Raw genomic sequence first — 24,506 nt, 5'->3', positions numbered from 1 at the left:
AGGCGACGCGGTCTTACGGCAAGGCGTAAGAAATCACGTAGTCGCCACGGTCAGTCGACTGGCGCGCGCCGCCAGCAGTGATCACCACGTACTGTTTGCCGGTCTTCGGCGAGACGTAGGTCATCGGGCCGCCCTGGCTGCCCACTGGCAGGCGAGCTTTCCAGATTTCGTTGCCGTTGCTGCTGTCGTAGGCGCGCAGGTAGAAGTCCTGGGTGCCGGCGATGAACACCAGGCCGCCCTGGGTCGACAGGGTGCCGCCGAGGGTCGGCAGGCCGATCTTGATCGGCAGGTGCATGCGGATGCCGAGCGGGCCTGTGTCTTCAACGGTGCCTACCGGTACCTGCCACGCCACCTGGCGGGTTTTCATGTCGATGGCGGTCAGGGTGCCGAATGGCGGCGCCTGGCACGGAATGCCAGCCACCGACAGGAAGCGGTTCTTGTTCACCGCATACGGGGTGCCCTTGAGCGGTACTGCGCCCATGCCGGTGTTCAGCGCTTCGCCACCGGAAGCAGCATTGCCCTTGTTCTGCGACGGGATCATCTGGATCCACAGGCCCAGGCGCATGTCGTTGACGAAGATGAAACCATGTACCGGGTCGGTGGAGATGCTGCCCCAGTTCATGCCACCCAGCGACCCCGGGAAGCTCAGCGACAGGTCGGTGCCTGGCGCGGTGTACAGGCCGTCGTAGCGCATCTTCTTGAAGTTGATGCGGCACAGCAGCTGGTCGTACGGGGTCGCGCCCCACATGTCCGACTCGGTCAGGGTCTGCGCGCCGATCTGCGGCATGCCCACCGACTTCGGCTGGGTTGGCGAGTACGGCTCGTCAGGGATGTTGCCTGGCTTGACCGGTACTTCGTCGACCTGGGTCAGTGGCTTGCCGGTGGCACGGTCGAGCACGTAGATCTGCCCGGCCTTGGTGCCGATCACCACCGCAGGGACCGACTGGCCGTCGTCCTTGGTGAAGTCGATCAGGCTCGGCTGCATTGGCAGGTCGAAGTCCCACAGGTCGTTGTGCACGGTCTGGAACACCCACTTCTGGTTGCCGGTGGTGGCGTCCAGGGCCAGTACCGAAGCGCCGTAGGTATGGTCCAGCTTGCTGCGTTCAACACCGTAGATGTCGGTGGACGACGAGCCCATCGGCAGGAACACGGTGTTCATCGCCGGGTCGTAGGACATTGGCGCCCAGCTGTTGGGGGTGCTGCGCACATAGGTGCTGTCGCCCTGCGGCGCCTGGCGATCCTCCGGGTTGCCAGGGTCGAAGGCCCAGCGCATTTCACCCGTGATCACGTCGAAACCACGGATCACGCCGCCTGGCATGTCGGTCTGGACGTTGTCGGCGACGCGGCCGCCGACCACCACCGTGGTACCGGCCATCAGCGGTGCCGAGGACAGCTGGTAGTAGGAGTCCGGTACATTCCCCAGGCCGGCCTTGAGGTCGACCTGGCCGTTGTTGCCGAAGCCCTGGCAGAACTCGCCGGTGTCGGCGTCGACGGCGATCAGGCGGCCGTCGATGGTGTTGGTCAGCAGGCGACGCTGGCAGTTGGCACCGGCCGGTACGCTCGCAACGGTGATCGGCGAACTGTTCGGCTGGGTCGGCTGGGCGATGGCGGCTGTGGCGTCGAAGTAGGCCATGCCACGGCAACGCTGCCAGACCTTGGACTGGGCGTTGATCGCGTTCTTCCACAGCTCCTTGCCGGTGTCGGCATCGAGGGCGATCAGGTTGTTGTGCGGGGTGCAGATGAACACCTTGTTGCCGACCTGCAGCGGGGTCAGCTGGTCCTCGGCACCGTTGCCGTCGCTGAGGGCCACGTCACCGGTGCGGTAGGTCCAGGCCACTTTCAGCTTGTTGACGTTGTCGCGGTTGATCTGGTCCAGCGCGGCGAAGCGGCTGCCACCTTCGGTGTTGCCGTAGTGGGCCCAGTCCTTCTGCGCTTTGTCGGCCTCGACCGGGGTCATGCCCGGGCCTTTGCCGGTGGGGGCGACGCTGGGGTGGGCAACGAACATGTTGCCGGCGGCGATCACCAGCACCACGGCCATCACCCCGGCAACGCCATAGGCACCACGGCCGGTGCTGGCGCCGTTGGCACGGGCCAGCAGCGGGTAGACCAGCGCCACCACCATGCCGATTGCGCCGAACATGAACAGGCGCGAGAACAGCGGCCAGAACACCAGGCCAGCGTCGACCAGCGCCCAGATGGCAGTACCGACCAGGAACGCCGCGTACAGCCAGGCGCCAGCCGGCTTGCGGCGAGCGATAAGGACACCGGCGATGGCCATGGCCAGGCCGCCGGTCAGGAAGTACCAGGAACCGCCCAGGCCGGCCAGCTTGACGCCGCCCGCAGCCAGGAGCAGGCCGAGCAGGGCGATGATCACGCCCAGGCCGACCAGGATGATGTTTGTGGCGCCAGAGGCGCGCGGTGTTTCTTTCATGCCAGGGATCTCAGCAGGTGGAATGCGCGCAGTGTAATCTCTTAGCTTGCTAATTAACAAGTTGGTACATAATTTTGTGGGGCGGATTGTCGCAGGGATGAACTCGTCAAGGTGTGGCTAAAAGTCTAGATCAGGTGCTTAAAATTGCAGTAATCAGGGTGTTCATGCCGGTTGTGTAACCTGCATTCGACTTTAGCCGGACAGGGAATGACCGGGTTCACGCTGGCCATGGAGTGGCGCTGCTGTAGAACACCGCCAGCCAGACGGTGGCTGTGCCGGGAGCGGTCCATTCCACGCGGTGGCGATAGTACGGCGGGATGTCCAGGCAATCGCCCGGCGCCAGCAGGCGGGTGTGGCTCTCGTGCTCGAAGCGCAGGCCGGCGGCTCCACTGAGCAGCACGATCCATTCACCTTCGGCCTGGTCGTACCAGAAACCAGGCGGGCTGGCCTGGCCGCTGGAAACAATGCGCTCAACGCGCACGCCCGGGCGGCTGAGCAGCTCGTCGACCTGTTCGGCGCAGGTGGGGTCGCAAGGGGGCAGTGTGGTCAGCAGGTTGGTCGGTGTCATGGAAAGCCTCGTCTGGATGGGGGTAGTTCCACTATGGACGCAATTGCCGCGCACCGCGCTTCCTGACCCGCCCGGCTGTTTGTAAGAGCTTTCCGAGATTTGAAAGACGGGCAGCAAATGGACAAACTCCTGGCGATGAAGATGTTCGTGGCCACCGTCGATGCTCAGGGCTTTTCTGCCGCCGCCCGCCGGCTTGGGCTGGCGACATCGTCGGTGACGCGCCTGGGCGATGCCCTGGAAACGGCGTTGGGCGCCACCTTGCTCAACCGCTCCACCCGCCAGTGTGCTTGCCGGTGGAGTTCGGCAGGCGGGTCATCGCCCCGCACCTGGGGCCGTTTCTGGCGCAGCACCCGGCGCTGGAGCTGGACATCGACCTCAGCGACCGCCTGGATGACCTGCCTGCGCTTTCGCTATGGGCAGAAAGGGCGACCCTGGCGCGGCCAATGACAGCATCAACGCCCTGTACCTGCGGGGCGCAGGGGTCGGCGGTGGCCAGTGCGCTGTTCAGCCAGTTTGGCTGGCAAGGTGTGGCGCTGGTGGGGGCGGGGTTACCGGGCGTGGCCTTGCTCATCTTCCTGGCCAACGCGCGCCGGGGTTGAACGGTAGCAAGCGGAGCCAGCAATTTTGCAGTGATGCGAAGATCCTGGGGGCGCTTCGCACCCCTTTCGCGACGCAAGGCCGCTCCCACAAAAAACTGCACACGCCTGTATCAGACGCTATCGCCCAAGCGGCAATGCCACACCAATCAAGGCAAACAGGCTGCCGCAGCAGCGGTTGAAGCCTTTGCCGCCCTTGGCCAGCCATGGCCGGATGCGAAACGCCAGGCGTGCCAGCAGGTATTCGACCAGGAACTCGACGCAGGCAAAGGTTGTCGCCATCACCACGAACTGCAACAGCAACCCACGCTGCGGGTCGATGAACTGCGGCAGGAAAGCACCATAGAACAGCAACACCTTAGGGTTGGCCATGGCCGACAGCAGGCCTTGGCGGAACAGGCCGGCATTGCCCAGCCGCGCGCTTTGCGCGGTCAGTTCCAGGTACAGGCCCGGGCTGCGCCACAGCTGGATACCCAGCCAGATCAGATAGGCACCACCCACCCATTTGAGCACGCTCAGCACCGAGGCCGAGGTCTGCAGCAACGCGCTGAGGCCGAACATGGCCAAGGCGATCAGGGCGCTGAAGCCAAATACCCCGCCGACGATGGTGAACAACGTCCGGCGTGTGCCATACAGCGCACCGTGGGTCAGGGCCAGCAGGCTGTTGGGGCCAGGGGTCAGCGACAGGCCGATGCTGGCCAGCAGGTAGATGAGCCAGGTGTCGAGTGCCATGGTGGGAAATGCCTTGTTGATAAGGAGGACGCCAGTCTATGGCGCCGGTTTCGTTCAGGAAGGGTATGATCTGGACATTTAATAGTTGTTTCTGGACGCAACGCCATGCTGCCCGATATCCGCTTGCTGATCTTGCCGTTACCGGATTTTGCCTTGCTCCCGTTCGGTGCCTTTCTCGACAAGTTGCGTTTCAGCGCCGACGACGAGGACTACAGCCAGCAGCGCTACTGCAGTTGGACCGTGGCAGGGCTAAGCCTCGACCCGGTGCCGTCGAGCAGTGGCGCGGTGGTACAAGTCGAGGCCATGGCTGGCCAGCTTGAGCTGGACAGTTTCGACTACCTGGTGGTGTTCGGTGGGCGCAATGCCATGGCCACTGCCGCGCTGGCGCCTCGCTACAAGGCCTTGCTCAGGAAGGCCGGCAAAGCGGGCGTCAAACTGGTGGGCGTCGACAACGGCGCCTTCCTGTTGGCCGCCTGCGGATTGCTGCAGGGGCACAAGGTGGTGGTGCACTGGCGCCACGAAGCCGAATTTCGTGCGGCTTTCCCTCACCTACAGGTGCTGAGTGAGCAGCTGTATTGCATCGACGGTAGCCGCATCACCTGCGCCGGTGGCACCGCGGCCATCGACCTGGCCGTTGCGCTGTTGTCACGCGCCTGCGGGCGGACCCGGGCGCTCAAGGGCCTGGCCGACATGCTGGTGGACGAAACCCGCGATAGCCGCCATGCCTTGCGCTCGCTGGAGCAGGGGACCGGGCAGGGGCGGCAGGTGCAGCGCGCGCAGGCGTTGATGCGTCATCACCTGGGTACGCCGTTGGCGGTGGAGCAACTGGCGGCGGAGCTGGGCATCAGCCGGCGCCAGCTGGACCGGCAGTTTCACGCCAGCCATGGCATGAGCGCCAAGGCCTGGTGGCTGGAGATGCGCTTGCAACAGGCGCGCTGGCGCTTGCTCAACTCCAGCCACAGCCTGGCGCAGATTGCCGATGAAGTGGGCTTGGGCGATGCCAGTTACCTGGGCAAGTGCGTGCGGCGACGGTTTGGTTGCACGGCCCGTGAACTGCGCTGTCACGTAGAAAGCTGAATTCACAAGCTGTCCACGTACCCTGTGGGAGCGGGTTTACCCGCGAAGAAGCCGCCGCGCTGCATGGCACCGGCTGCGCCGGTGTTCGCGGCTGAAGCCGCTCCCACAGGGACCCTGCTAATTCAATAAGTCCTATGAAAGCGGGTTTACTGCGGCGTCCCGAACAACCCGGTCCAGTAAATCCCCGCATCACTCTTCGGGTCCACCGCATACGCAGCGCCCAGTTCACGGAAGTCCGGGTTCATCAGCGTCGCGCAATGCCCCGGGCTATCCAGCCAGCCATCGACCACCTTGCGCGCAGTGTCACGCCCGGCGGCGATGTTTTCGCCGATCTGCTGGTACAGGTAGCCGGCCAGTTCTGCCCGGTCACCGGGGGTGCGGCCATCCTTGTCGATGTGGTCGAAGAAGTTCTGGTTGGCCATGGCCCGCGTGTGGTTGGCGGCGACCCCGGCCAGCACCGTGCTCCAGCTCAGCGCGGGGGCGGCGGCGAAGGGCTGGCCACCGCATTGGCGCGGCACCTTGCGCGCGGCATTGATTTCCTGCAGCACCTTCTGCCCCTCGGCCTGCCAGTCGCCCAGGCGGCCGCTGAGCAGCGGCCGCGCCAGCACGATGCGCCAGTCGCGGCCTTCCTGGCTGACGCCGATATCGACGAACTGTGGGTCGAGCACCACCTGGCAGAAGCTCTCTTCGATGGCGTGCATGGCAGCGCGCGCATCACGTGGCCCCGACAGGCTGATGGCCTGCACGTTGACCATTGGGTAGGCGGCGCGGGTCATGGCCTGCTGCAGGTCGCGGGTACCCTCTGGCGACAGCGCCAGACGGGTATCGCTGTTGAGCGGCGGCAGCTCCAACGACGCTTCGCCACCGCAGGGCTGGGCCTTGCTGCGGTAGACATTGATCGAATCGATCAGTTGCGCCTCTTCGCCGGTGGCAGCCAGTGCCCCGGTCGAGACGACCAGGCCCAGCGACAAGGCGGCAACGGATGACAGGACGCGCATGTGGATCTCCCTATGACTGGCAGCGTCGTGGTTTGCGCTGCTCATCCTACACAAGCCCAGGGCTTTTGGCCCGGGATCGTGCAAAGCAATGAAATCGCCGGCATTCGTTGCTGGCGGCAAAAGAGGGAGTAGACCACTGGTCGGCGGAAAAGTGCGATGACTTGGTAATCATTCGTATCACACCGTACCTTGCAGCCGTCACAGTCTAGCCAAGCGCAAGCATGAGTACCAAAGGCAGGGTGGCGGCAGCCACCACGGTCTGCAGGGCGATGATGGTGGCCATCAGCGGTGCGTTACCGCCCATTTGCCGGGCCATCACATAGGAAGATGACGCGGTCGGCAGTGCCTGGAACAGCACCGCTACCACCGCTGCCTGGCCACCCAGGCCAAGCATGCGGCACAGGGCCCAGGTGGTCAGCGGCATGATCAGGAACTTGAATGCCGACGCCGCCATCAGCGGGTGCACCTGTTGGCCCAGGCGGGCGCCACCCAGGGCGGCGCCGACGCACAGCAGGCCCAGCGGCAGGGCGGCCTGGCCCAAGGCCTTGACCGTAGGTTCGATACCTGCTGGCAAGCCTAGCCCGCTGGCGCGCAGCAGCAACCCTCCGGCGCAACCAACGATCAAGGGGTTGGCGAAGATCGCCCGCAGCACTGTGCCTGGTGAGCTATGGCGGGCGCTGAAACGGGCGAACACCAGCACGCAAAGCAGGTTGACCAAGGGCACGATGGCAGCGTTGGCCACCGCCGCCAGGGCGATGCCGGCGCTGCCATAGATGCCGGCTGCAAGGGTGGCGCCGATGTAGTTGTTGAAGCGGATGCCGCCCTGGAACACCGAGGTGAAGTCGGCGCCATCGTGGTTCATTGCACCCTGGTAGAGCACCAGCAGCACGGCCCCGGCCAGGGTCGAGAGCATCAGCACGGCGACCATGCCCAGCACCGGTACGCCATCGAGGTTGGCGGTGGCCAGACCGTGGAGGAACAGCGACGGCAGCAATACGTAATAGCTCAGGCGCTCGGCGCCGGGCCAGAAGTTATCGGCGAGGAAGCCGCGCAGGCGCAGGAAAGTGCCCAGGGCAATCAGCAGGATGATCGGCAGCAGGGTGGTCAGCAGCAAGTGGAGCATGATCGACGTTCCGTGGTCGGGTACGGGGCACAGACTACTGGTGCGGATCGATCTGTAAAAACGTTGTTTTCTTTACTGACTGTTGAGGAAAAATGCATGTTTGCTCTGGGGGCGCTTTGTGCCCCCGGTAGTCTCACGCCTCCAGCGCAGTCTTCAATACCGCACTCAAATGCCGCCGCTGGCTCTTCTCATGCTCCAGCAACACCACCCGCCGAGTCAGTTGCGGTTCGCCAAACGGCAGGCAGGTGGCCGGTGGCAAACGTTGCAGGTCGTCATCGGCCATGGGGATGATCGCCACGCCCAGGCCCATCACCGCCATGCGCGCCAGCGCTTCCTGGCTGTCCAGCTCCATCTGCTCGCTTACCTGCAAATGCTGCCGGCGCAGTTCCTGCTCGATCTGTCGCCCGGCCCAGGCACGCTTGTCGAAACGCAGGAACGGCTGGCTGGCCAGCAGCTGCGGCACGCTTTGCCCGGCCAGCTCGGGGCTGGCGATGGCCCAGAAGCGGTCTTCGAACAACGGCGTGAAGTCCAGGCTCTGCGGGTAGGGGCTGACCGGCTCGGTGGTGATCGCTGCATCGAGTTCGCCGTCTTCCACCCGCCGTGCCAGCTCTGCCGACATGCCTGAGGCCACGCTGACATGCAGCTGTGGGTGGTGCGCCTTTATCCACACCAGCGCCTTGGGCAGGCGCCGGGCCAGCACCGTGTGGATCGCCCCCAGGCGCAGGCGGCCGCGCAGGCTCGGCCCGCTGGCCAGGGCGTCGGCCAGCTCGTCGTAGGCCCCCAGGATGGTCTCGGCGCGGGCCACCGCCAACTGGCCGGCTTCGGTCAGCGCCACCTGCCTGCGGCTGCGGTCGAACAAGGTCACCTGTAGCTCGTCTTCGAGGGTCTTGATGTGCAGGCTCACCGCCGAAGGGGTGAGGCTGAGCAGGTCGGCGGCACGGGCGAAGGTGCCGTGGCGGGCGATGGTCACCAGGGTGCGCAGGGCTTTGAGGGACATGCGGATGGGTCCGGTTTCAAGCTGACAGGGCTGCATTGTCAGGCCCGGCCCTATCGCCGGCAAGCCAGCTCCCACAGGTACTTCACCGGTGGTGGCTGGCCGGCGACAGGGCCGGGCAGGCAACGCTGTTCAACGTGCATTACGGCCATAGGCCTGGCTGATCCGGTCGATCACCATGGCCAGGGCGACGATCGCCAGCCCGGCCTCGACGCCTTGACCGACATTCAGGGTCTGGATCCCCGCCAGCACGTCCTCGCCCAGCCCGCGGGCGCCGATCATCGAAGCCACCACCACCATCGACAGGGCCATCATCACCGACTGGTTGAGCCCGGCCATGATGCTCGGCAGCGCCAGGGGCAGGGCGATGCGCCGCAGCCGCTGCCAGCGGCTGGCCCCCAGGCCATGGGCGGCTTGCAGCAGCGAAGGGTCGATCTGGCTCAGGCCCAGTTCGGTCAGCCGCACCAGCGGTGGCAGGGCATAGATCAGCGTGGCGAACACGGCGGGCACCTTGCCCAGGCCGAACAGCATCAGCACCGGAATCAGGTAAACGAAGGCCGGCAATGTCTGCATCACATCCAGTACCGGCAACAGCAACCGCTTCGCCAGCGGCCGAGCAGCCAGCAGGATGCCCAGCGGCACGCCCACCAGCACGCAGAGGCCGGTACTTACCAGCACCAAAGCCATGGTCTGCAGCAGTTTGTCCCACAACCCGAGCATGCCGATCAGGGCCAGCAGCGCCACCAGTACCGCGCTGCGCAGCAAGCTACGGCTGGCATGCCAGGCGAGCAGGCCTGTCAGCAATAGCAGCAGCCACCACGGCAGCAGGCGCAGCAGGGTTTCCAGGCCGACCAGCAGTTGCAGCAACTGGTCAGAGAGGCTGCGCAGGTGATCGCCGTAGTTCAGCACCAGCCAGTCGACCAGCCGGTTGACGCTGTCGGCAAAGGAGAACTGCAGGCTTTGGGGGAAGCCGCCGCTCACAGGCTGCCCTCGACCTTGGTGGCAATGTCCGCAGGCAACCAGGCTTTCCACACCTCGCGGTTATCGCGCAGGAAGGTGAGGGCAGCATCGCGGGGCGGCGTGCGTTTTTCGCTCATGTCGGCCAGTGCCTTGTTGAGGCGGTCGATGGGCAGGTCGACCCGCTCGAACACGCTCACCAGCTCCGGGTAGCCGTCACGAAAGGCCTTGGACACGCCAATCGACAATTTGGCCGGCAGCGAGCGGCTGCCCTTGGGCTTGGGGTTTCCGGCATCGGTGAGGGTCGCCCAGGCCTGGGCATCGAACGGCGGCTCTTCCAGGCGTATGAGTTTGTAGCGGCCCATCAACGGGGTCGGGTTCCAGTAGTAGAACAGCACCGGTTGGCCACGGCGGATGGCCGAGCCGATTTCGGCATCCATGGCGGCCCCGGAACCGCTGCGGAAGTTGGTATACAGGTCGCTCAGCCCGTAGGCCTTGAGTTTCTGGCTGTTGACGGTCTCGGATGTCCAGCCGCTGGGGCTATTGAGAAAACGCCCTTTGTCGGGCGACTCGGGGTCACGGAACACCTGCGGGTAACGCTTGAGGTCATCGACGCTACGCAGGTCGGGTGCCATGGGCTTGAGCTTGCGCGTGGCATCGCCTTCGACCACATAGGCCGGTACCCACCAGCCTTCTTCGGCATGCTTGACCGTGTCGCCCAGCGCGAACACCTGTCCGGCCGCTTCTGCCTTGACCCAGGCAGGGCTGCGCCCGGCCCATTCCTCGGCGATCACTTGCAGGTCGTTGCGTGCCAGCGCCACTTCCATGCTGACCGTGCTGCCGGGCAGGGTGTCGGTGGGGTAGCCATACCCACGCTCGACGATCAGGCGCAGGATTTCGGTGGTGAGTGCGCCGCTTTCCCAGCCGATGGCGCCAAAGTGGATGGGCTCGCTGCGCTCTGCCGACGCGGCGCTGTCGGTGCTGGCCAGGCCTACGGCGAGCAGCAGGCCGGCCAGCAGCGTTGGAATTTTCTTCATCAGGGCCCTCGTCGGTTGCCGTGGGGTAGGTGCGGGCAAGTGTAGACGACCCCTCCCGCGCCTTGCCGACGGCGGTAGGGAACGGGCTCCTGCTGCCAGCGGGGGCCGCGGTTTGCAAAGGTGCGTAGTGCCGTTTGGCAAGCACATTTTGCGAGGCATTCCTGATGACGCTGGACTTGAATTTCGTCTATTACCGCAACTTCCGATTTGATGGAAAGCTACACGTTCGTTGCAGTGGCGCAGACCTGCACAAGGTCGGTCGCATTCGCTACGAACTGGAACGGGCCGGCCCTGATGGCCCGGTGTCCTTCAGAGGGGTTTCGGCCTATTCCCAGGCCCACACCGGAAAACTCAGTGACCACGGCTGCCCAGCCACATTACTCGCCGAGGAGGAGGCGGGGGTCTACACCATTCGGCCAAGGGTGGTGTTGCGGGATGAACATGCGCGGGCGATGAACCGGCCTGTCGGAGGGGCCGGTGTCATCGACATGCCGCCGCTGGTACTCGACATCAAGGCTGAGGAACTCAACCGCAGTGTGCTGGACAAGGTTCCGTTGCCCTCTGATAGTGGGCGTCGCAAGCGGGCGTTGGCGTCCGCGGACGTGGCCGACCCTGCGCTGCCCCTATTGGCACCAGGCACCTCGTACCCGACCCTGGTCATCGAGTTCAGTGTCGGGGGGTATGAGCACTTCCTTCGAGACCTGGAGCCCGCTTCGGGCTCTGCCCTGTCGCGTTACTGGCCGAACCTGAAGTCGGTGATCGCGCCCAGGCCTGTCCTGGACAAACATGAAATGGACGATGACAGGCTTCAGGTACTCCGTCAGTACTATTACCTCGACCAGCCTGACAGCATGCTCAATGACACCTATCTGGCATTGCTCAAGTCGTTGGCCGCGCTGGATTACGTAGTATCCATGCAGGTGTTGCCGGTAACGTCGGAACCAAACCTTGTCGCATTCGTGCTGGCGGGGCTGTTGGCAACCTTGCTGACAGGTACTGCAGTGGTGGCAGGCAGCAGGGCTGATGAAAATGCCCAACCCACGCCCGACTTCGAACCACGCCAGAACTACCTCGACGAGCCCGGCCCCCGCTGGAAGGGCCTTAATGCACGCAAGGCCTGGGCCGGCAAGGTGACGGGCAAGGGCGCGCGGATTCACTTCAGCGACGGTGGTTTGCATGTTGGGCATGAAGACCTGCGTGGCAACCCGGCCTTGAGCGTCGTGTCGCTTGAGCCAAACCATGATCCGCGCCATGGCACTGCTTCAGTGGGTATCATTCTGGCGAAGCGTAACGGGTTCGGCGCCACGGGGATCAGCCATGACAGCGAGCTGTACCTGTACAACAACCGCGCGAGAGATGCCCAGGGCAATTTCCAGGCGCTCAAGGATCTGCTGCGCAATGTAGAACCCGGGGACATCGTCGGCATCAATCGCCAAGCTGCAAATGTCGACGTGCTGAGCACGCGGCTGCCGTCCTTGCACGACAAGGCCTGGTGGACCGTCATGCAGCAGTTGAGCCAGCGCGGTGCGGTGGTGGTCAATGCCGCGGCCAATGGCAGCAGCAAGACCCTTGCAGAACGAAATACCTTTGAAGGGCACGGCGTGGATCTGGCCAATTGGCGCTACTTCAATGACCACGGCGATTCGGGCACCATTCTGGTGGGCGCCAGCCGCTCGTATGACGGCAAGCCCCATACCTACTCCAACCACCATTACCCTTACCGCATGCTCAATGCCTGGGGCGATAGCGTAGTCACGCTTTCCTATGGGGACTTGCAGGACTTGTCTGGTGAGGGCAGGGACTACACAGACAGCTATGCTGGCACTTCCAGTGCTACGCCGATGGTGTGCGGCGCGCTGAGCCTGATTCAGTCCTACGCCCTGGAGCAGCATCACGTCTATCTCAATGGCAACCAGATGCACCAGTTGGTCATGGAGTCTGGTTACGACGATGCCACCCTACCGGATACCGATGTGATGCCGATGGGCGCCCGACCCAATGTGCATGGTGCGTTGGTACTGCTGGACCGCATCCTCGGCGGCGGCCGGTTCGCGGCCTGAGCCAGGGCCGGCAGGTGCCGGCCCTGAGCCATTCACACGCGGAACTGGTCCATCAGCGCCTGCTGCTGGTTGGCCAGACTGTTCAGCGACTGGCTGACCCGCGCCGACTCGTTGGCCTGCCCCGACAGCGACTCGGTGACATCACGGATGGTCGCCACGTTGCTGTTGATTTCCTCGGCCACCGCGCTTTGCTCCTCGGCGGCCGAAGCGATTTGCAGGTTCATGTCGGTGATTACCGTCACTGCCTGGCCGATGCGCTGCAGCGCGGTGACGGCCTGGCCAACCTGCTGCACGCCGCCCTGGGCCTGGCGGTGGCTGTTGTCCATGGCACCGACCACCTCGCGGGTACCGTTCTGCAATGCCTCGATCACCTGGCGGGTTTCTTCCACCGACTCCTGGGTACGCTGGGCCAGGTTGCGTACCTCATCTGCCACCACGGCAAAACCACGGCCGGCTTCACCGGCGCGGGCCGCCTCGATGGCAGCGTTGAGTGCCAGCAGGTTGGTCTGTTCCGCAATCGAGCGGATCACCTCCAGCACCGAACCGATCTTCTCGCTGTTCTGCGCCAGGCCCTGGACTTCGGCCATGGCATTACTCATGTCGGCGGCCAGGGCATCGATGCTGTGGGTCGTGCGATCGATCACCGCCAGGCCTTCGCGGGTGGCCTGGTCGGCGTCGCGGGCGGCCTGCGCTGCCTGCGCTGCGCTGCGGGCGACATCCTGGGCGGTGGCGCTCATCTCGTGCGAGGCGGTGGCCACCTGGTCGACCTGACGGTACTGCTGCTCCATGCCGGCGCTGGTCTGCGTGGCAATTGCCGAAGACTGGTCGGCGGTGCCTCGCGCGGCCTGCACCGAGCGTTTGACCTCGGCGATGGTCGGCTGCAGCTTGTCGAGGAAACGGTTGAACCAGCCGGCCAGTTCGCCCAGTTCATCCTGCTTCTGGTAGGTCAGGCGGCGGGTCAGGTCACCTTCGCCGCTGGCGATGTCCTTGAGCATGCTTGCCACGCCGAGGATCGGCCGGGTAACGCCACGGGCCATCAGCCACACCATCAGCAGGCCGGCAATCGCCGCCGCCAGGCCCAGGCCAAGTTCCAGCAGGGTACCGCTGGTGTTCAGCGCGTCCAGTTCCTGTTTCAGCGCATCGGCCGGCCCGGTCAAGGCGTTTTCCGGCACGTCCAGCAGCACGCCCCAGGGCTGGGCGTCCGGGATCGGCCGGAACGCCGCCAGCACCTTCAGGCGCTGCTGGTCGTGCACGATGGTCAGCTTGCCATCGGCCAGCTTGCGCACCAGCTCGGCACCTTTGGCTGTGTCGACCTGGTCGAAGCGCTGGGCCAGCTTGCTGGCATCGGCGCTGTAGCCGGCCAGCAGGCCGACCGGGCTGAGGATGCCGACCGTGGTGCGGCCTTCGTACAGGCTGCGGCTGGCCTCTTGGCTCAGGGCCTGCAGGCTGTTGAGGTTGATGTCGATGGACAGGGTGGCGATCACTTTGCCGTCGACCGTCAGCGGGAAGACGATGCTGGTCATCAGCACCTGCTGGCCATCGATTTCATAGAAATACGGCTCCACCACGCACACCTTGCCGGACGTGCGCGGGCACACCCACCAGGTGTTGGCCGGCTGGCCGCTGGGGCCGATCTCGGTGTTGGCCATGTCATGCTCGGGCAAGGCCATGGCCGTCAGCTGGCCGACACGCGGTTGCGACCAGTACAGGGCGAAGCGCCCGGTTTCATTGCTGCCCAGCTCCGCCTTGCCGGCGAACAGGCTGTCCTTGTTGTCCAGGGCGTTGGGCTCGAACACCAGCGACAGGCCGAGCAGGTCGGGGTTGGCCTGCAAGGCTGCGCGCACCTGGCGGGTCATGTCCTCGCGCAGGTCGAAGGCATCGAGAAAACGCTTTTCCGCCTGCTCGCGCAGGAACAGCACCTGACGGGCGAAACCGGCGCCGTACTGGTAGGCGTCCATGAACTGGCGGCGGATGTTCAGCGCCTGCACCTCGCCCTGCGACTCGATGCGCGACTGCGCCGACTCGGTCAGCATCTGCATGCTGCTGGCCTTGACCAGGTCCGAGCTGTGGTCCATGCGGTACAGCGACAGGCCGACGAGCAGGGTGACGATGCCGGCCAGGCAGAGGCCGGCGAGCAGGGTGATCTTCCACTGGATGGAGAATTGTCGCAAAGGCATGGGGGCGTATCCCTTTTTTGGACAGTAAGGGTTATGGCTTTGGATCTGGGTTGGGCTGGGGCTTGGCTGGGGATGTGTGTCGCCTGGGAGATCGAGCGCCGCCCGCGCGGCGCATCGCGAGCGAAGCTCGCTCCTACGTTTGTTTCGGGCCAATTATTCCTGTGGGAATTGTGCGCGAACGCCTTGGCGTATGGCTCGATATCGCGTCGAACGAACAAGCGGTCGCGCGCGTTGGCACAGGCGATACTGGCCCGAAACAAATGTAGGAGCGAGCTTCGCTCGCGATGCGCCGCGCGGGCGGCGCTCGATCTCCCAGGCGACACACATCCCCAGCCAAGCACCTCCCAGCCTCCTTGCTATATCGGCCCGCACAATTTTTTCTTTATTCAAACATTCAATTTAAATTTCTGCCCTCTGTGTAATGCGCCGCAACATGGCGCTTTTGACATCTGCCGCCCACTGCTTCAGAGTGCGCGCTTTTTTTCTGTCGCAATGAGGTAAGCCAACCATGAATGCAGTGATCGCCGCGGTCGGCATCATGCTGATACTCAGCCTGTCCCGCGTGCACGTGGTCATCGCCCTGATCATCGGGGCCCTGGCCGGGGGGCTGGTGGGCGGCCTGGGCATCGAGGGTACGCTCAAGGCCTTCAATGGCGGCCTCGGCGGCGGGGCCACGGTGGCACTGTCCTATGCACTGCTGGGCGCCTTTGCCGTGGCCATCGCCAAGTCCGGTCTGGCCCATGCCCTGGCCGACCGCGCCCTGGCCATGATCGACCGCCAGGGCCATGCCAATGGCGGCAAGGTCAAATGGTTGCTGGTCGGCCTGATGCTGGTGGTGGCGGTGTCGTCGCAGAACATCCTGCCTATCCACATCGCTTTCATCCCGTTGCTGGTGCCGCCATTGCTGTACGTGCTGACCCGCCTGCGCATCGACCGCCGGCTGATCGCCTGCGTGATCACCTTCGGCCTGATCACCCCTTACATGTTCTTGCCGGTGGGCTTTGGCAACATCTTCCTCAACGAAATCCTGCTGGCCAACGTTGCCCGCGCGGGTGTCGACGTGAGTGGTGTGAATGTCACCCACGCCATGGCCATCCCGGCCGCTGGCATGTTGGCCGGCCTGTTGCTGGCGGTATTCATCAGCTACCGCAAGAAGCGTGACTACGACTTGGCGCGCATCGAACAGGTGGAGCAGGTGAGCGTGCAGTACAACCCGCTGACCCTGCTGGTGGCCGGGCTGGCGATTGCCTCGGCGTTCATCGTCCAGTTGTGGCTGGACTCGATGATCATCGGCGCCATGGTCGGTTTCCTGATCTTCTCGCTATCGGGCATCGTGCGCTGGAAAGACACTGACGACCTGTTCACCGAAGGCATGAAGATGATGGCCATGATCGGCTTCATCATGATTGCCGCCTCTGGCTTTGCCGACGTGATGAAGGCCACCGGTGAGGTGAAGAGCCTGGTGGAAGCCTCGGCGCAGTGGATCGATCACAGCAAGGGCATCGGTGCCTTGCTGATGCTGCTGGTGGGCCTGCTGGTGACCATGGGCATCGGCTCGTCGTTCTCCACCGTGCCGATCCTGGCCGCGATTTTCGTGCCGCTGTGCGTGCAGCTGGGCTTCGACCCGCTGGCCACCGTGTGCATCGTGGGTACCGCCGGTGCCCTGGGCGACGCGGGTTCGCCAGCCTCGGACTCGACCCTGGGCCCGACCTCGGGGCTGAATGTGGATGGCCAGCACCACCATATCTGGGACACCGTGGTGCCCACCTTCATCCACTACAACCTGCCACTGCTGGCGTTCGGCTGGTTGGCGGCGATGACGCTGTAAGGCGGGGAGGGGCGTCAGCCCTTGTCGGGCGGCGGCGAGATGCGGTTGAGTACGGTGCTGCCGTCTTTGCTGCGGGTCAGGTAGACCGGCAGCACCTTGGGCAGGTTGTTGACCAGTCGCCCCACCTCTCGGGTGTTGTAGATGCCGCTGATGCGGATGCGGCCGGTGCTGGCATCGGCCAGCAGCAATGGCGCATCGAGGTAGCGGTTGATCATTGGCAGCGCCTGTTCCAGGCTCAGGTTGTCGAGGACCAGCTTGCCGTCGCGCCAGGCCAGGCTGTTGCTGTAGTCGTCGCTCTGCTCCAGTTGCGGCTCGAAGTCGCCCTTGTGATAGCTGGCCTGCATCCCTGGGCCCAGGCGGTAGCCACCGGCGCTGCCGGCGCTGGACACCAGTACCGAACCTTCTACCAGGGTGACCTTGACCTGGTCCTGGTATTTCCACACGTTGAACTGGGTGCCGGTGACGCGGGTCTGGCCACGACCGGCATGCACGATGAACGGGTGGCTGCTGTCGTGCTTTACCTTGAAGAATGCCTCGCCACGCTTGAGCGTGACCTGGCGTTGGTCCTTGTAGTTGAGGTAGGTGAGCTCGGAGTTCAGGTTGAGCTGTACCGTGCTGCCGTCGCTCAGTTGCACGGTCTGCATGTGCGCGCCGGCTTCGAAGTGCTGGTAGTGATTGGGCAGCCAGCCTTGTTCCCAGCCCACCCAGCCGGCCAGCGGCAACACCGCCAGGGCGATGGCGGCAGCAGACGCCAGCGGCCGCCAGTTGCGCGGGCGCACAGCCGGGTGCACGGGCGGGTTGAAGTCGATGACGGTGGCGTTGCGCGGCAGCAGGTCGGCGGTTTGCCAGATTTCCAGCATCGCCTGGTATTCCTCGATATGCCGCGGGTCGGCCGCCAGCCAGCGGGCGAACGCCTCGCGCTCGGCCGCCGTGCAATCTTCGGCGTGCAGGCGCATGCACCAGTGCGCGGCGGCGTCGGTGATGGCATCGTCTGGGCTGGGATTGAGGCGGTCGTGGTTCATTGCGGCTCCGGGTTTTGCGCATTCTACCCTTGCAGGAGGGCTGCCGAGAACCGAGGTAATGGCGAATGACTATCAGTTGTGCCGGTTTTTCGTCGGATTGGCAATGGTTTTCCAGCGTTTGAGAACCCTTCGCGCACGCAAATTCAGGCTGAAATCGTTGGGGCTGCTGCGCAGCCCAGCGCGACAAAAGGCCGCTCCCACAGGTATCGCACCAACCCAACGGGCAGCGCTGTACCTGTGGGAGCGGCCTTGTGTCGCGAAAGGGGCGCACAGCACCCCCAGCGGCTCATCAGAACTGCGCCGCCTCCAAACCATAAAGGCTGCCACTTCCTGCCCGAATACTCGCTTCCAGCCCCAACTCCCGCGGCAAGACCCGCTGGAAGAAGAACTCGGCACACGCAAGCTTGGCCCCATGAAACGCGGCATCCTCGTCGCGCTTGGCCAATGCCACCGCCGCCATCCGCGCCCACATATAGGCATACGCAGTCAGCCCGAACAGCTGCAGGTATTCCACCGCCACCGCGCTGACCAGGTTGGCATCCTCGCCGGCACGCGCCCGCAGCCAGGCGCTGGTCGCCTCCAGCCGCGCCAGGCTCGCTTGCAGGGCCTCGCGGTGCAACGGTGCATCCACGCTGAAGGCCCGTACCTCGGCGGCAAAGCTGGCCAGCGCCTGGCCACCGTCGGCCAGCACCTTGCGCCCGAGCAGGTCGAGGGCCTGGATGCCGTTGGTGCCTTCGTAGATCTGCGCGATGCGCACGTCGCGCACCCGCTGCTCCTGGCCCCATTCGCGGATGTAGCCATGGCCGCCATACACCTGCTGGCCGAGCACGCAGCTTTCCAGGCCGTTGTCGGTGAAGAACGCCTTGGCCACCGGCGTCAGCAGTGCCACCAGGCGCTGCGCATGCTCACGTTCGCCGGCGTCTTCGGCGTAGCGCGCCAGGTCCAGCTGCTGGCCAACGTAGGCGGCAAACGCCCGGCCGCCTTCGGTGAGGGTTCGCATGGTCAGCAGCATGCGCCGCACATCGCCGTGGTGGATGATCGGGTCGGCAGCCTTGTCCTGTGCCTGCGGGCCGCTGGCGGCGCGGCTTTGCAGGCGCTCGTTGGCGTAGCGGGCGGCGCTCTGGTAGGACGCCTCGGCACAGCCGATTCCCTGGATGCCGATGGACAGGCGTTCGTAGTTCATCATGGTGAACATCGCCGCCAGGCCCTTGTTCGGCTCACCCACCAGGAAGCCGACGGCGCTGTCGAAGTTCATCACGCAGGTCGCCGAGGCCTTGATGCCCATCTTGTGTTCGATCGAGCCGCAATGGGCGGCGTTGCGCGCACCCAGGCGGCCATCGGCCTCGACCAGGTACTTGGGCACCAGGAACAGCGAGATGCCCTTGGCGCCGGTGGGCGCATCCGGCAGCTTGGCCAGCACCAGGTGGATGATGTTCTCGGTCAGGTCCTGTTCGCCACCGGTGATGAAGATCTTGCTGCCGCTGATGCGATAGCTGCCGTCGGCCTGGGGTTCGGCGCGGCTGCGGATCAGCCCCAGGTCGGTGCCGGCATGGGGCTCGGTGAGGCACATGGTGCCGGCCCAGCGGCCTTCGTACAGGGGCGGCAGGTAGGTGGCCTTGAGCGTTTCGCTGGCGTGGGCATCGATCGCCAGGCAGCTGCCAGCGCTCAACGCCGAATACAGGCTGAAGCTGCAATCGGCGGCGTAAAGCATTTCTTCGAACAGCACACCGAGCATTTTCGGCATGCCCATGCCGCCATGTTCGGGGTTGCCGCCCAGGCCGACCCAACCGCCTTCGCGGTAGGTGTGCCAGGCCTCGCGGAAACCGTCAGGGGTGGTGACTTCGCCTGCGTCGAAGCGCACGCCTTGCTCGTCACCGTTGCGGCTGAGCGGGGCAATCAGCTGGCCGGTGACTTTGGCTGCCTCCTCAAGGATGGCGTCGGCGGTTTCGGCGTCGATGCGCTCGGCCAGGGCCGGCAGGCGGGCCCACAGGGCCGGGGCGTTGAACAGGTCATGCAGGACGAAGCGCATGTCGCGCAGGGGGGCGGAGTAGGTGGTCATCGGTAGCTCTTGAAAAGTGGGAAATCCGGGCTGGCCTCTTCGCGGGTGAACCCGCTCCCACAGGGATCGCACCAAACCTGAGCCTGTTGCTGTAACTGTGGGAGCGGGCGTGCCCGCGAAGAGGCCACTACGGAATCAAAGGGCTTTGGCCCGGTCGCGCAGCACGTACTTCTGGATCTTGCCGGTGGAGGTCTTGGGTAGTTCGCCGAAGACCACGGTCTTCGGCACCTTGAACCCGGCCAGGTGCTCGCGGCACCAACTGGTGATGTCGGCTTCGCGGGTGTCTTCGCGGCCCGGCTTGAGGGCAACGAAGGCGCACGGGGTTTCTCCCCATTTTTCATCCGGGCGTGCTACCACTGCGGCTTCCAGCACCGCCGGGTGCTTGTACAGGGCGTCCTCGACCTCGATGGTGGAGATGTTCTCGCCACCGGAAATGATGATGTCCTTGAGCCGGTCCTTGATCTCGACATAGCCGTCGGCGTGCCACACGGCCAGGTCGCCGGTGTGGAACCAGCCGCCACGGAAGGCTTCGGCAGTGGCCTCGGGGTTCTTCAGGTAGCCCTTCATCACCGTGTTGCCGCGCATGAAGATCTCGCCCAGGGTATTGCCGTCACGCGGCACCGGCTCGAGGGTTTGCGGGTCGGCGACCATCAGGCCGTCGAGAGTCGGGTAGCGCACGCCCTGGCGGGACTTGATCCGTGCGCGATCCTCCAGCGACAGTTCATCCCATTCGTCATGCCAGGCACACACGGTCACCGGGCCGTAGACTTCGGTCAGGCCGTAGGTGTGGGTGACCTGGATACCCATTTCTTCCACGGCGCCGATGACCTTGGCAGGTGGCGCGGCACCGGCGACCATGGCCTGCACCGGGTGCTCGATGGCCGCCTTGGCCGCCTCGGGCATGTTGACCAGGGCGTTGAGCACGATCGGCGCCCCGCACAGGTGGCTGACCCGGTGTTCGCGGATCAGGTTCAGAATCTTCTGCGGGTCGACCCGGCGCAGGAACACATGGGTGCCCGCCAACGCGGTGATGGTCCACGGGTAGCACCAGCCGTTGCAGTGGAACATCGGCAGGGTCCACAGGTACACCGGGCGATGGCCCACGGCCCAGACCATCTGGTTGCCCAGGGCATTCAGGTAAGCACCACGGTGGTGGTAGACCACGCCCTTGGGGTTGCCGGTGGTGCCAGAGGTGTAGTTGAGCGAGATCGCCTGCCACTCGTCATCGGGCCATTCCCAGGCAAAGTCCGGGTCACCCTCGGCGAGGAACGCTTCATAGTCCAGTTCGCTGACCGCACGGCCTTCGCCGTACTCCGGGTCATCCACATCCACCACCAGCGGCGGGTGTTCGAGCAAGGCCAGGGCCGCCTCGATGACAGTGTGGAACTCGCGGTCGGTTATCAGCACCTTGGCTTCGCCATGCTGCAGCATGAAGGCGATGGCCTCGGCATCCAGGCGTACGTTCAGGGTATTGAGCACGGCGCCGGTCATGGGCACGCCAAAGTGGGCTTCGAGCATGGCCGGAATGTTGGGCAACATCACCGCCACGGTGTCGCCACGGCCGATTCCCCGGCCCACCAGGGCGCTGGCCAGGCGCCGGCAGCGTTGGTAGGTTTGCTGCCAGTTGCGGCGGATGGCACCGTGGATCACCGCCGGATAGTTACCATACACGGCAGCGGTGCGTTCGATGAAACTCAGCGGGGTGAGGGCGACATGGTTGACGGCAGCGGGCATCAGGCCCTGGGCATAGATCGACATGCGGTAATCCTGTAAGGGAGGCAGGCACGACCTGTGCGCTTGGCCCCCGGTGGCTGATTGTTAGCTCTGTTCAGGGTGCAGGGAGGCGGACGGTGGGCCGCTCCCCTTGTCGCAGTTTTACGCGAGTCGCTATGGTATTAGGAATATCGACTATAGCAATATAGTAAAACTACTATAACAACGAGCCGCCTATTGTGGACAACACTGCCTATCCCTTGCTCGCCAAGGACCCACAACCCAGCCTGATGCTGGCCGGCGATGCCAGGCCGCTGGCACTCAACCCGGCGTTGCAGGCCTGGGTCGATGAAGGCCCGGCACTGGCCAGTTGGCTGCCGGGCAACTGTGCCGCCCTGGTGCGCGCCTGCCTGCGCCAGCACCGGGCGATTGCCGATGTCGAAGTGCAGGTCGGCGAACGCATCGTGCTGTGGAGCTTCATCCCTGACGACCAGCGCCAGCAGGTACTGGCGCGTTGCCGCGAAGCCAGTGACGAGCGCCGCGACGCACGTGAGGCCAGCCGCGCCCGGCGCCTGTACCGGCTGATCATCGAGAACACCACGGACCTGATCTCCCGACACAGCCCCGATGGCCGTTTCCTCGATGCCTCGCCGGCGGCATTTCGCCTGCTTGGCTTGTGGCCCGAGCAGTTGCGTGGCATGGCCGTGCATACCCTGCTGCATCCGCGCGAACGCCGCCAGGTATTGCGCCAGGCCGCCGCCGCCCTGGATCAGGACGGCTACCACACCATGACCTGTCGGGTGCGCCAGGCCACAGGCGGTTACCGTTGGTTCGAAATCGCCAGCCGGGCCATCCGCGAAACCTACACCGGCGCAGTGGTGGAGGTGGTCAGCGTGTCCCGCGACATCACCTTGCGCATCGAAGCCCAGGAAAGCCTGGCACACAGTGCCCGGTTGGCCACCTTGGGCGAGCTGGCTTCGGGCATCGCCCACGAGATCAACCAGCCGTTGGCCGCAGTGGTCAACTACGCCAACGCCAGCCAGCGCTACCTGCAGGGCCTGGAGCGCGACCCGCAGGCCCGAGAGCTGGTAGGGCAGGGCCTGCAGCGCATCAGCGAACAGGCCACCCATGCCGCCGAAGTGATCCGCCGCCTGCGCGCCTTTCTGCGCAAAGGGCCGCGCCGCCTGCAGGCGCTGGACGTGGCCGAAGTGGCGGGCGAAGCCATGCGCTTGTGCGCCTGGGAGGCCGCGCGTGACCAGGTGGTGGTCGAGCTGCGCATGAGCGCACAACTGCCCTCGGTGTATGCCGACCGGGTACTGCTGGAGCAGGTGCTGTTGAACCTGCTGCGCAACGCCATCGATGCCAACCGTGAGCAGCATGGCGAGCGGCCGTCACGTATCCTGCTCGGCGCCGCACGCGATGGCGACGGCGTGCTGGTCGAGGTGGCCGACCAGGGCCCGGGCGTGGCGCCCGAGTGCCTGGATGAAATCTTCACGCCGTTCACCACCAGCAAGGCCGACGGCCTGGGCCTGGGCCTGAGCATGAGCCGCAGCCTGATTGAAGGCTTTGGCGGCAGCCTGTGGGCGCGAGCCGGTGACAACGGCGGTCTGGTACTGTGTTGCCGCCTGGCGGTCAGCAGGGGATAAGGGGAGATGGCGGTGCAAGCGAAAGTGTATGTGGTCGATGACGACCAGGGTATGCGGGATTCGACGGTGTGGCTGCTGCAGTCGGTCGGCTTGCAGGCACTGCCGTTCGCCAGCGGGCAGGCGTTTCTCGACGCCTGCGTCGACGATGGGCCGGCCTGTGTACTGCTGGATGTGCGCATGCCGGGGCTGGGCGGGCTGGCGGTGCAGCAGGCGATGCGCGAGCGTGGCCTGGGGTTGCCGGTGATCTTCGTCAGCGGCCATGCCGATGTACCGATCGTGGTGCGGGCGTTCAAGGCTGGCGCCTGCGACTTCATTGAAAAACCCTACAACGACCAGTTGCTGCTCGACAGCGTACAGGCCGCGCTGGAGCGTGCCGGGCGGGCACGCCAGGGCGACCAGGCACTGGCCGAGGTGCAGTTGCGCATCGATGGCCTGACACCGCGCGAGCGTGACGTGTTCGTGCCTTTGGCCCAGGGGTTGAGCAACCGCGAGATTGCCGAACGGCTGGGCGTCAGCGTGAAGACGGTGGACCTGTACCGGGGGCGGGTGATGAAGCGGCTGCAGGCGGATAGCCTGGCCGAGCTGGTAGGCATGGCCATTGCCTGCGGGGCGGTGGAAGCATTGGGCCTGCAAGCGCGGCAGTGACAGCAGTCGCAGTTCCCTGTGGGAGATGACCCAGCCCTCTGGTCTGCGCTGGCGCGTAGATGACTGAAATCGCAAGCAGTCTGCGTTCCCTGTGGGAGCGGCTTTAGCCGCGAAGAATCCAACGCGGTGCATGGCACCGGCTGCGCCGGTGTTCGCGGGCAAGCCCGCTCCCACAGGGTGAGGCGCGCCAGCTTTTAGAAATTGAGCAAGACAGTTGCTCCCACAAAAGCCTCCCTCGGCAAGCGAGAAAAGGAGAGAATCATGAAATTTTACATAGCAGCCTAATCAAGGCTTTGACATTCACTGCCTAAGCAGTAATATTTTTACACAAATACTCGAGCAGTCTCCCATGGCCCATTTCTCCCCCGAAAACTTCCAGACCTGTGCCATCGGCATGCTGCTTGGCCGCGCGGCGATCCTCAAGGACCGCATTCTCGACTGGCACCTCGAATCCGAAGGTGTCACCGCCGCGCAGTTCAAGGTGCTGATCATCGTCACCCAGTACCAGGTGGATACCCCGGCCGAGCTGTGTCGCTACCTGGGCCTGGACAGTGGGTCGATGACCCGCATGCTCGACCGCCTCGAGCAGAAGGAGCTGATCGTGCGCAACCGCTGCGCGGACGACCGCCGCCTGGTGCGCCTGGCCCTTACCGCCGATGGCCAGCGCCTGGCTGACCGCCTGCCGGAAATCGGCGCGGCGGCCATGAACGAGTTGTGCGGTGCGCTGGCACCCGAAGAGCTCAAGACCCTGGAAGGCCTGCTGGCCAAGGTCCTGCTTGCTGCCGGCGACCCGTTGACGATCCGCCGCTTCGGCGATCGTTGATCCCTGTCACGAATTATCCA

18 protein-coding genes and 3 pseudogenes are annotated in these 24,506 nt (G+C 64.8%); 8 read left to right on the top strand and 13 right to left on the bottom strand.

From position 1 onward, the window contains the following. Positions 1-13: 13 nt before the first annotated feature. Both ACIQYU_RS13360 and ACIQYU_RS13355 read right to left on the bottom strand, forming a co-directional pair. A complete protein-coding gene (locus ACIQYU_RS13360) occupies positions 14-2,431 on the bottom strand; it encodes a glucose/quinate/shikimate family membrane-bound PQQ-dependent dehydrogenase (protein WP_063914359.1) in 2,418 nt (805 codons plus the stop codon). Between the two features lie 217 nt (positions 2,432-2,648). Further along, positions 2,649-2,999, bottom strand: coding sequence for a cupin (locus tag ACIQYU_RS13355; RefSeq protein ID WP_402800265.1), 351 nt, complete (start codon positions 2,997-2,999; stop codon positions 2,649-2,651). Positions 3,000-3,116: 117 nt separating this feature from the next. Here ACIQYU_RS13355 and ACIQYU_RS13350 point away from each other — a divergent pair. Together ACIQYU_RS13350 and ACIQYU_RS13345 are read left to right on the top strand one after the other, a co-directional pair. Further along, positions 3,117-3,397: pseudogene (locus ACIQYU_RS13350) on the top strand (LysR family transcriptional regulator); the annotation flags it as partial. A 72-nt stretch (positions 3,398-3,469) separates the two neighbouring features. Further along, positions 3,470-3,598, top strand: a pseudogene (locus ACIQYU_RS13345) (MFS transporter); the annotation flags it as partial. A 117-nt stretch (positions 3,599-3,715) separates the two neighbouring features. Here ACIQYU_RS13345 and ACIQYU_RS13340 read toward each other — a convergent pair. After that, complete coding sequence (locus ACIQYU_RS13340) at positions 3,716-4,327, bottom strand: LysE family translocator (protein ID WP_233688284.1); 612 nt, start codon at positions 4,325-4,327, stop codon at positions 3,716-3,718. A 105-nt stretch (positions 4,328-4,432) separates the two neighbouring features. Here ACIQYU_RS13340 and ACIQYU_RS13335 point away from each other — a divergent pair, with 105 nt between their 5' ends. Next, positions 4,433-5,404 carry a GlxA family transcriptional regulator gene (locus ACIQYU_RS13335; RefSeq protein ID WP_207837757.1) on the top strand — a complete coding sequence of 324 codons (972 nt, stop codon included), beginning with the start codon at positions 4,433-4,435 and terminating at the stop codon, positions 5,402-5,404. 146 nt (positions 5,405-5,550) lie between these two features. On the opposite strand, the gene ACIQYU_RS13330 is transcribed toward ACIQYU_RS13335, so the two are convergent. The 5 genes from ACIQYU_RS13330 to ACIQYU_RS13310 form a co-directional block, all read right to left on the bottom strand. Beyond that, the gene (locus ACIQYU_RS13330; RefSeq protein ID WP_085623371.1) at positions 5,551-6,402 is read right to left on the bottom strand and encodes a CAP domain-containing protein; all 852 of its coding nucleotides are present in this window, start codon (positions 6,400-6,402) and stop codon (positions 5,551-5,553) included. Positions 6,403-6,607: 205 nt separating this feature from the next. Beyond that, positions 6,608-7,525: an AEC family transporter gene (locus ACIQYU_RS13325; RefSeq protein ID WP_233688286.1), complete on the bottom strand. Its 918-nt coding sequence runs from the start codon at positions 7,523-7,525 to the stop codon at positions 6,608-6,610. A gap of 133 nt (positions 7,526-7,658) precedes the next feature. After that, on the bottom strand, positions 7,659-8,522 hold the full coding sequence (locus tag ACIQYU_RS13320) for a LysR family transcriptional regulator (RefSeq protein WP_207833183.1): 864 nt from the start codon (positions 8,520-8,522) through the stop codon (positions 7,659-7,661). Between the two features lie 129 nt (positions 8,523-8,651). Further along, positions 8,652-9,500 (bottom strand): ABC transporter permease, encoded by an 849-nt coding sequence (locus ACIQYU_RS13315; protein WP_402800258.1) that lies wholly within the window; start codon positions 9,498-9,500, stop codon positions 8,652-8,654. Continuing rightward, positions 9,497-10,513 carry an ABC transporter substrate-binding protein gene (locus ACIQYU_RS13310; protein ID WP_207833188.1) on the bottom strand — a complete coding sequence of 339 codons (1,017 nt, stop codon included), beginning with the start codon at positions 10,511-10,513 and terminating at the stop codon, positions 9,497-9,499. The genes ACIQYU_RS13315 and ACIQYU_RS13310 overlap by 4 nt, the downstream gene beginning before the upstream one ends. Before the next feature lie 164 nt (positions 10,514-10,677). On the opposite strand from ACIQYU_RS13310, the gene ACIQYU_RS13305 reads away from it, so the two are divergent. Then, complete coding sequence (locus ACIQYU_RS13305; RefSeq protein WP_233688289.1) at positions 10,678-12,573, top strand: S8 family peptidase; 1,896 nt, start codon at positions 10,678-10,680, stop codon at positions 12,571-12,573. A 32-nt stretch (positions 12,574-12,605) separates the two neighbouring features. Here ACIQYU_RS13305 and ACIQYU_RS13300 read toward each other — a convergent pair whose 3' ends face one another. After that, the gene (locus ACIQYU_RS13300) at positions 12,606-13,361 is read right to left on the bottom strand and encodes a methyl-accepting chemotaxis protein (RefSeq protein ID WP_370464244.1); all 756 of its coding nucleotides are present in this window, start codon (positions 13,359-13,361) and stop codon (positions 12,606-12,608) included. 102 nt (positions 13,362-13,463) lie between these two features. Next, a pseudogene (locus ACIQYU_RS13295) lies at positions 13,464-14,429 on the bottom strand (HAMP domain-containing protein); the annotation flags it as partial. Positions 14,430-15,258: 829 nt separating this feature from the next. Between ACIQYU_RS13295 and ACIQYU_RS13290 the strand changes: the two are divergent. Beyond that, positions 15,259-16,578: a Na+/H+ antiporter family protein gene (locus tag ACIQYU_RS13290; protein ID WP_063914345.1), complete on the top strand. Its 1,320-nt coding sequence runs from the start codon at positions 15,259-15,261 to the stop codon at positions 16,576-16,578. A gap of 14 nt (positions 16,579-16,592) precedes the next feature. On the opposite strand, the gene ACIQYU_RS13285 is transcribed toward ACIQYU_RS13290, so the two are convergent. The 3 genes from ACIQYU_RS13285 to ACIQYU_RS13275 form a co-directional block, all read right to left on the bottom strand. After that, on the bottom strand, positions 16,593-17,600 hold the full coding sequence (locus ACIQYU_RS13285; protein ID WP_333957249.1) for a FecR family protein: 1,008 nt from the start codon (positions 17,598-17,600) through the stop codon (positions 16,593-16,595). Between the two features lie 289 nt (positions 17,601-17,889). Further along, on the bottom strand, positions 17,890-19,659 hold the full coding sequence (locus tag ACIQYU_RS13280; RefSeq protein WP_233694449.1) for an acyl-CoA dehydrogenase C-terminal domain-containing protein: 1,770 nt from the start codon (positions 19,657-19,659) through the stop codon (positions 17,890-17,892). Between the two features lie 135 nt (positions 19,660-19,794). Continuing rightward, complete coding sequence (locus ACIQYU_RS13275) at positions 19,795-21,417, bottom strand: acyl-CoA synthetase (RefSeq protein WP_207833199.1); 1,623 nt, start codon at positions 21,415-21,417, stop codon at positions 19,795-19,797. Between the two features lie 194 nt (positions 21,418-21,611). Between ACIQYU_RS13275 and ACIQYU_RS13270 the strand changes: the two genes are divergently transcribed. The 3 genes from ACIQYU_RS13270 (at position 21,612) to ACIQYU_RS13260 (ending at position 24,486) form a co-directional block, all read left to right on the top strand. After that, the gene (locus ACIQYU_RS13270) at positions 21,612-23,018 is read left to right on the top strand and encodes a sensor histidine kinase (protein WP_233694450.1); all 1,407 of its coding nucleotides are present in this window, start codon (positions 21,612-21,614) and stop codon (positions 23,016-23,018) included. Between the two features lie 6 nt (positions 23,019-23,024). Beyond that, complete coding sequence (locus ACIQYU_RS13265) at positions 23,025-23,663, top strand: response regulator transcription factor (RefSeq protein ID WP_233687632.1); 639 nt, start codon at positions 23,025-23,027, stop codon at positions 23,661-23,663. Between the two features lie 349 nt (positions 23,664-24,012). Next, positions 24,013-24,486 carry a MarR family winged helix-turn-helix transcriptional regulator gene (locus ACIQYU_RS13260; RefSeq protein ID WP_207833204.1) on the top strand — a complete coding sequence of 158 codons (474 nt, stop codon included), beginning with the start codon at positions 24,013-24,015 and terminating at the stop codon, positions 24,484-24,486. The last annotated feature ends 20 nt before the right edge of the window (positions 24,487-24,506 follow it).

Origin of the sequence: Pseudomonas sp. NPDC096925 (assembly GCF_044762545.1) — a bacterium.
GTDB lineage: Bacteria > Pseudomonadota > Gammaproteobacteria > Pseudomonadales > Pseudomonadaceae > Aquipseudomonas.
Note: the sequence above shows the minus strand (reverse complement) of the source record. Positions and strands in the feature narration are given on the sequence as shown.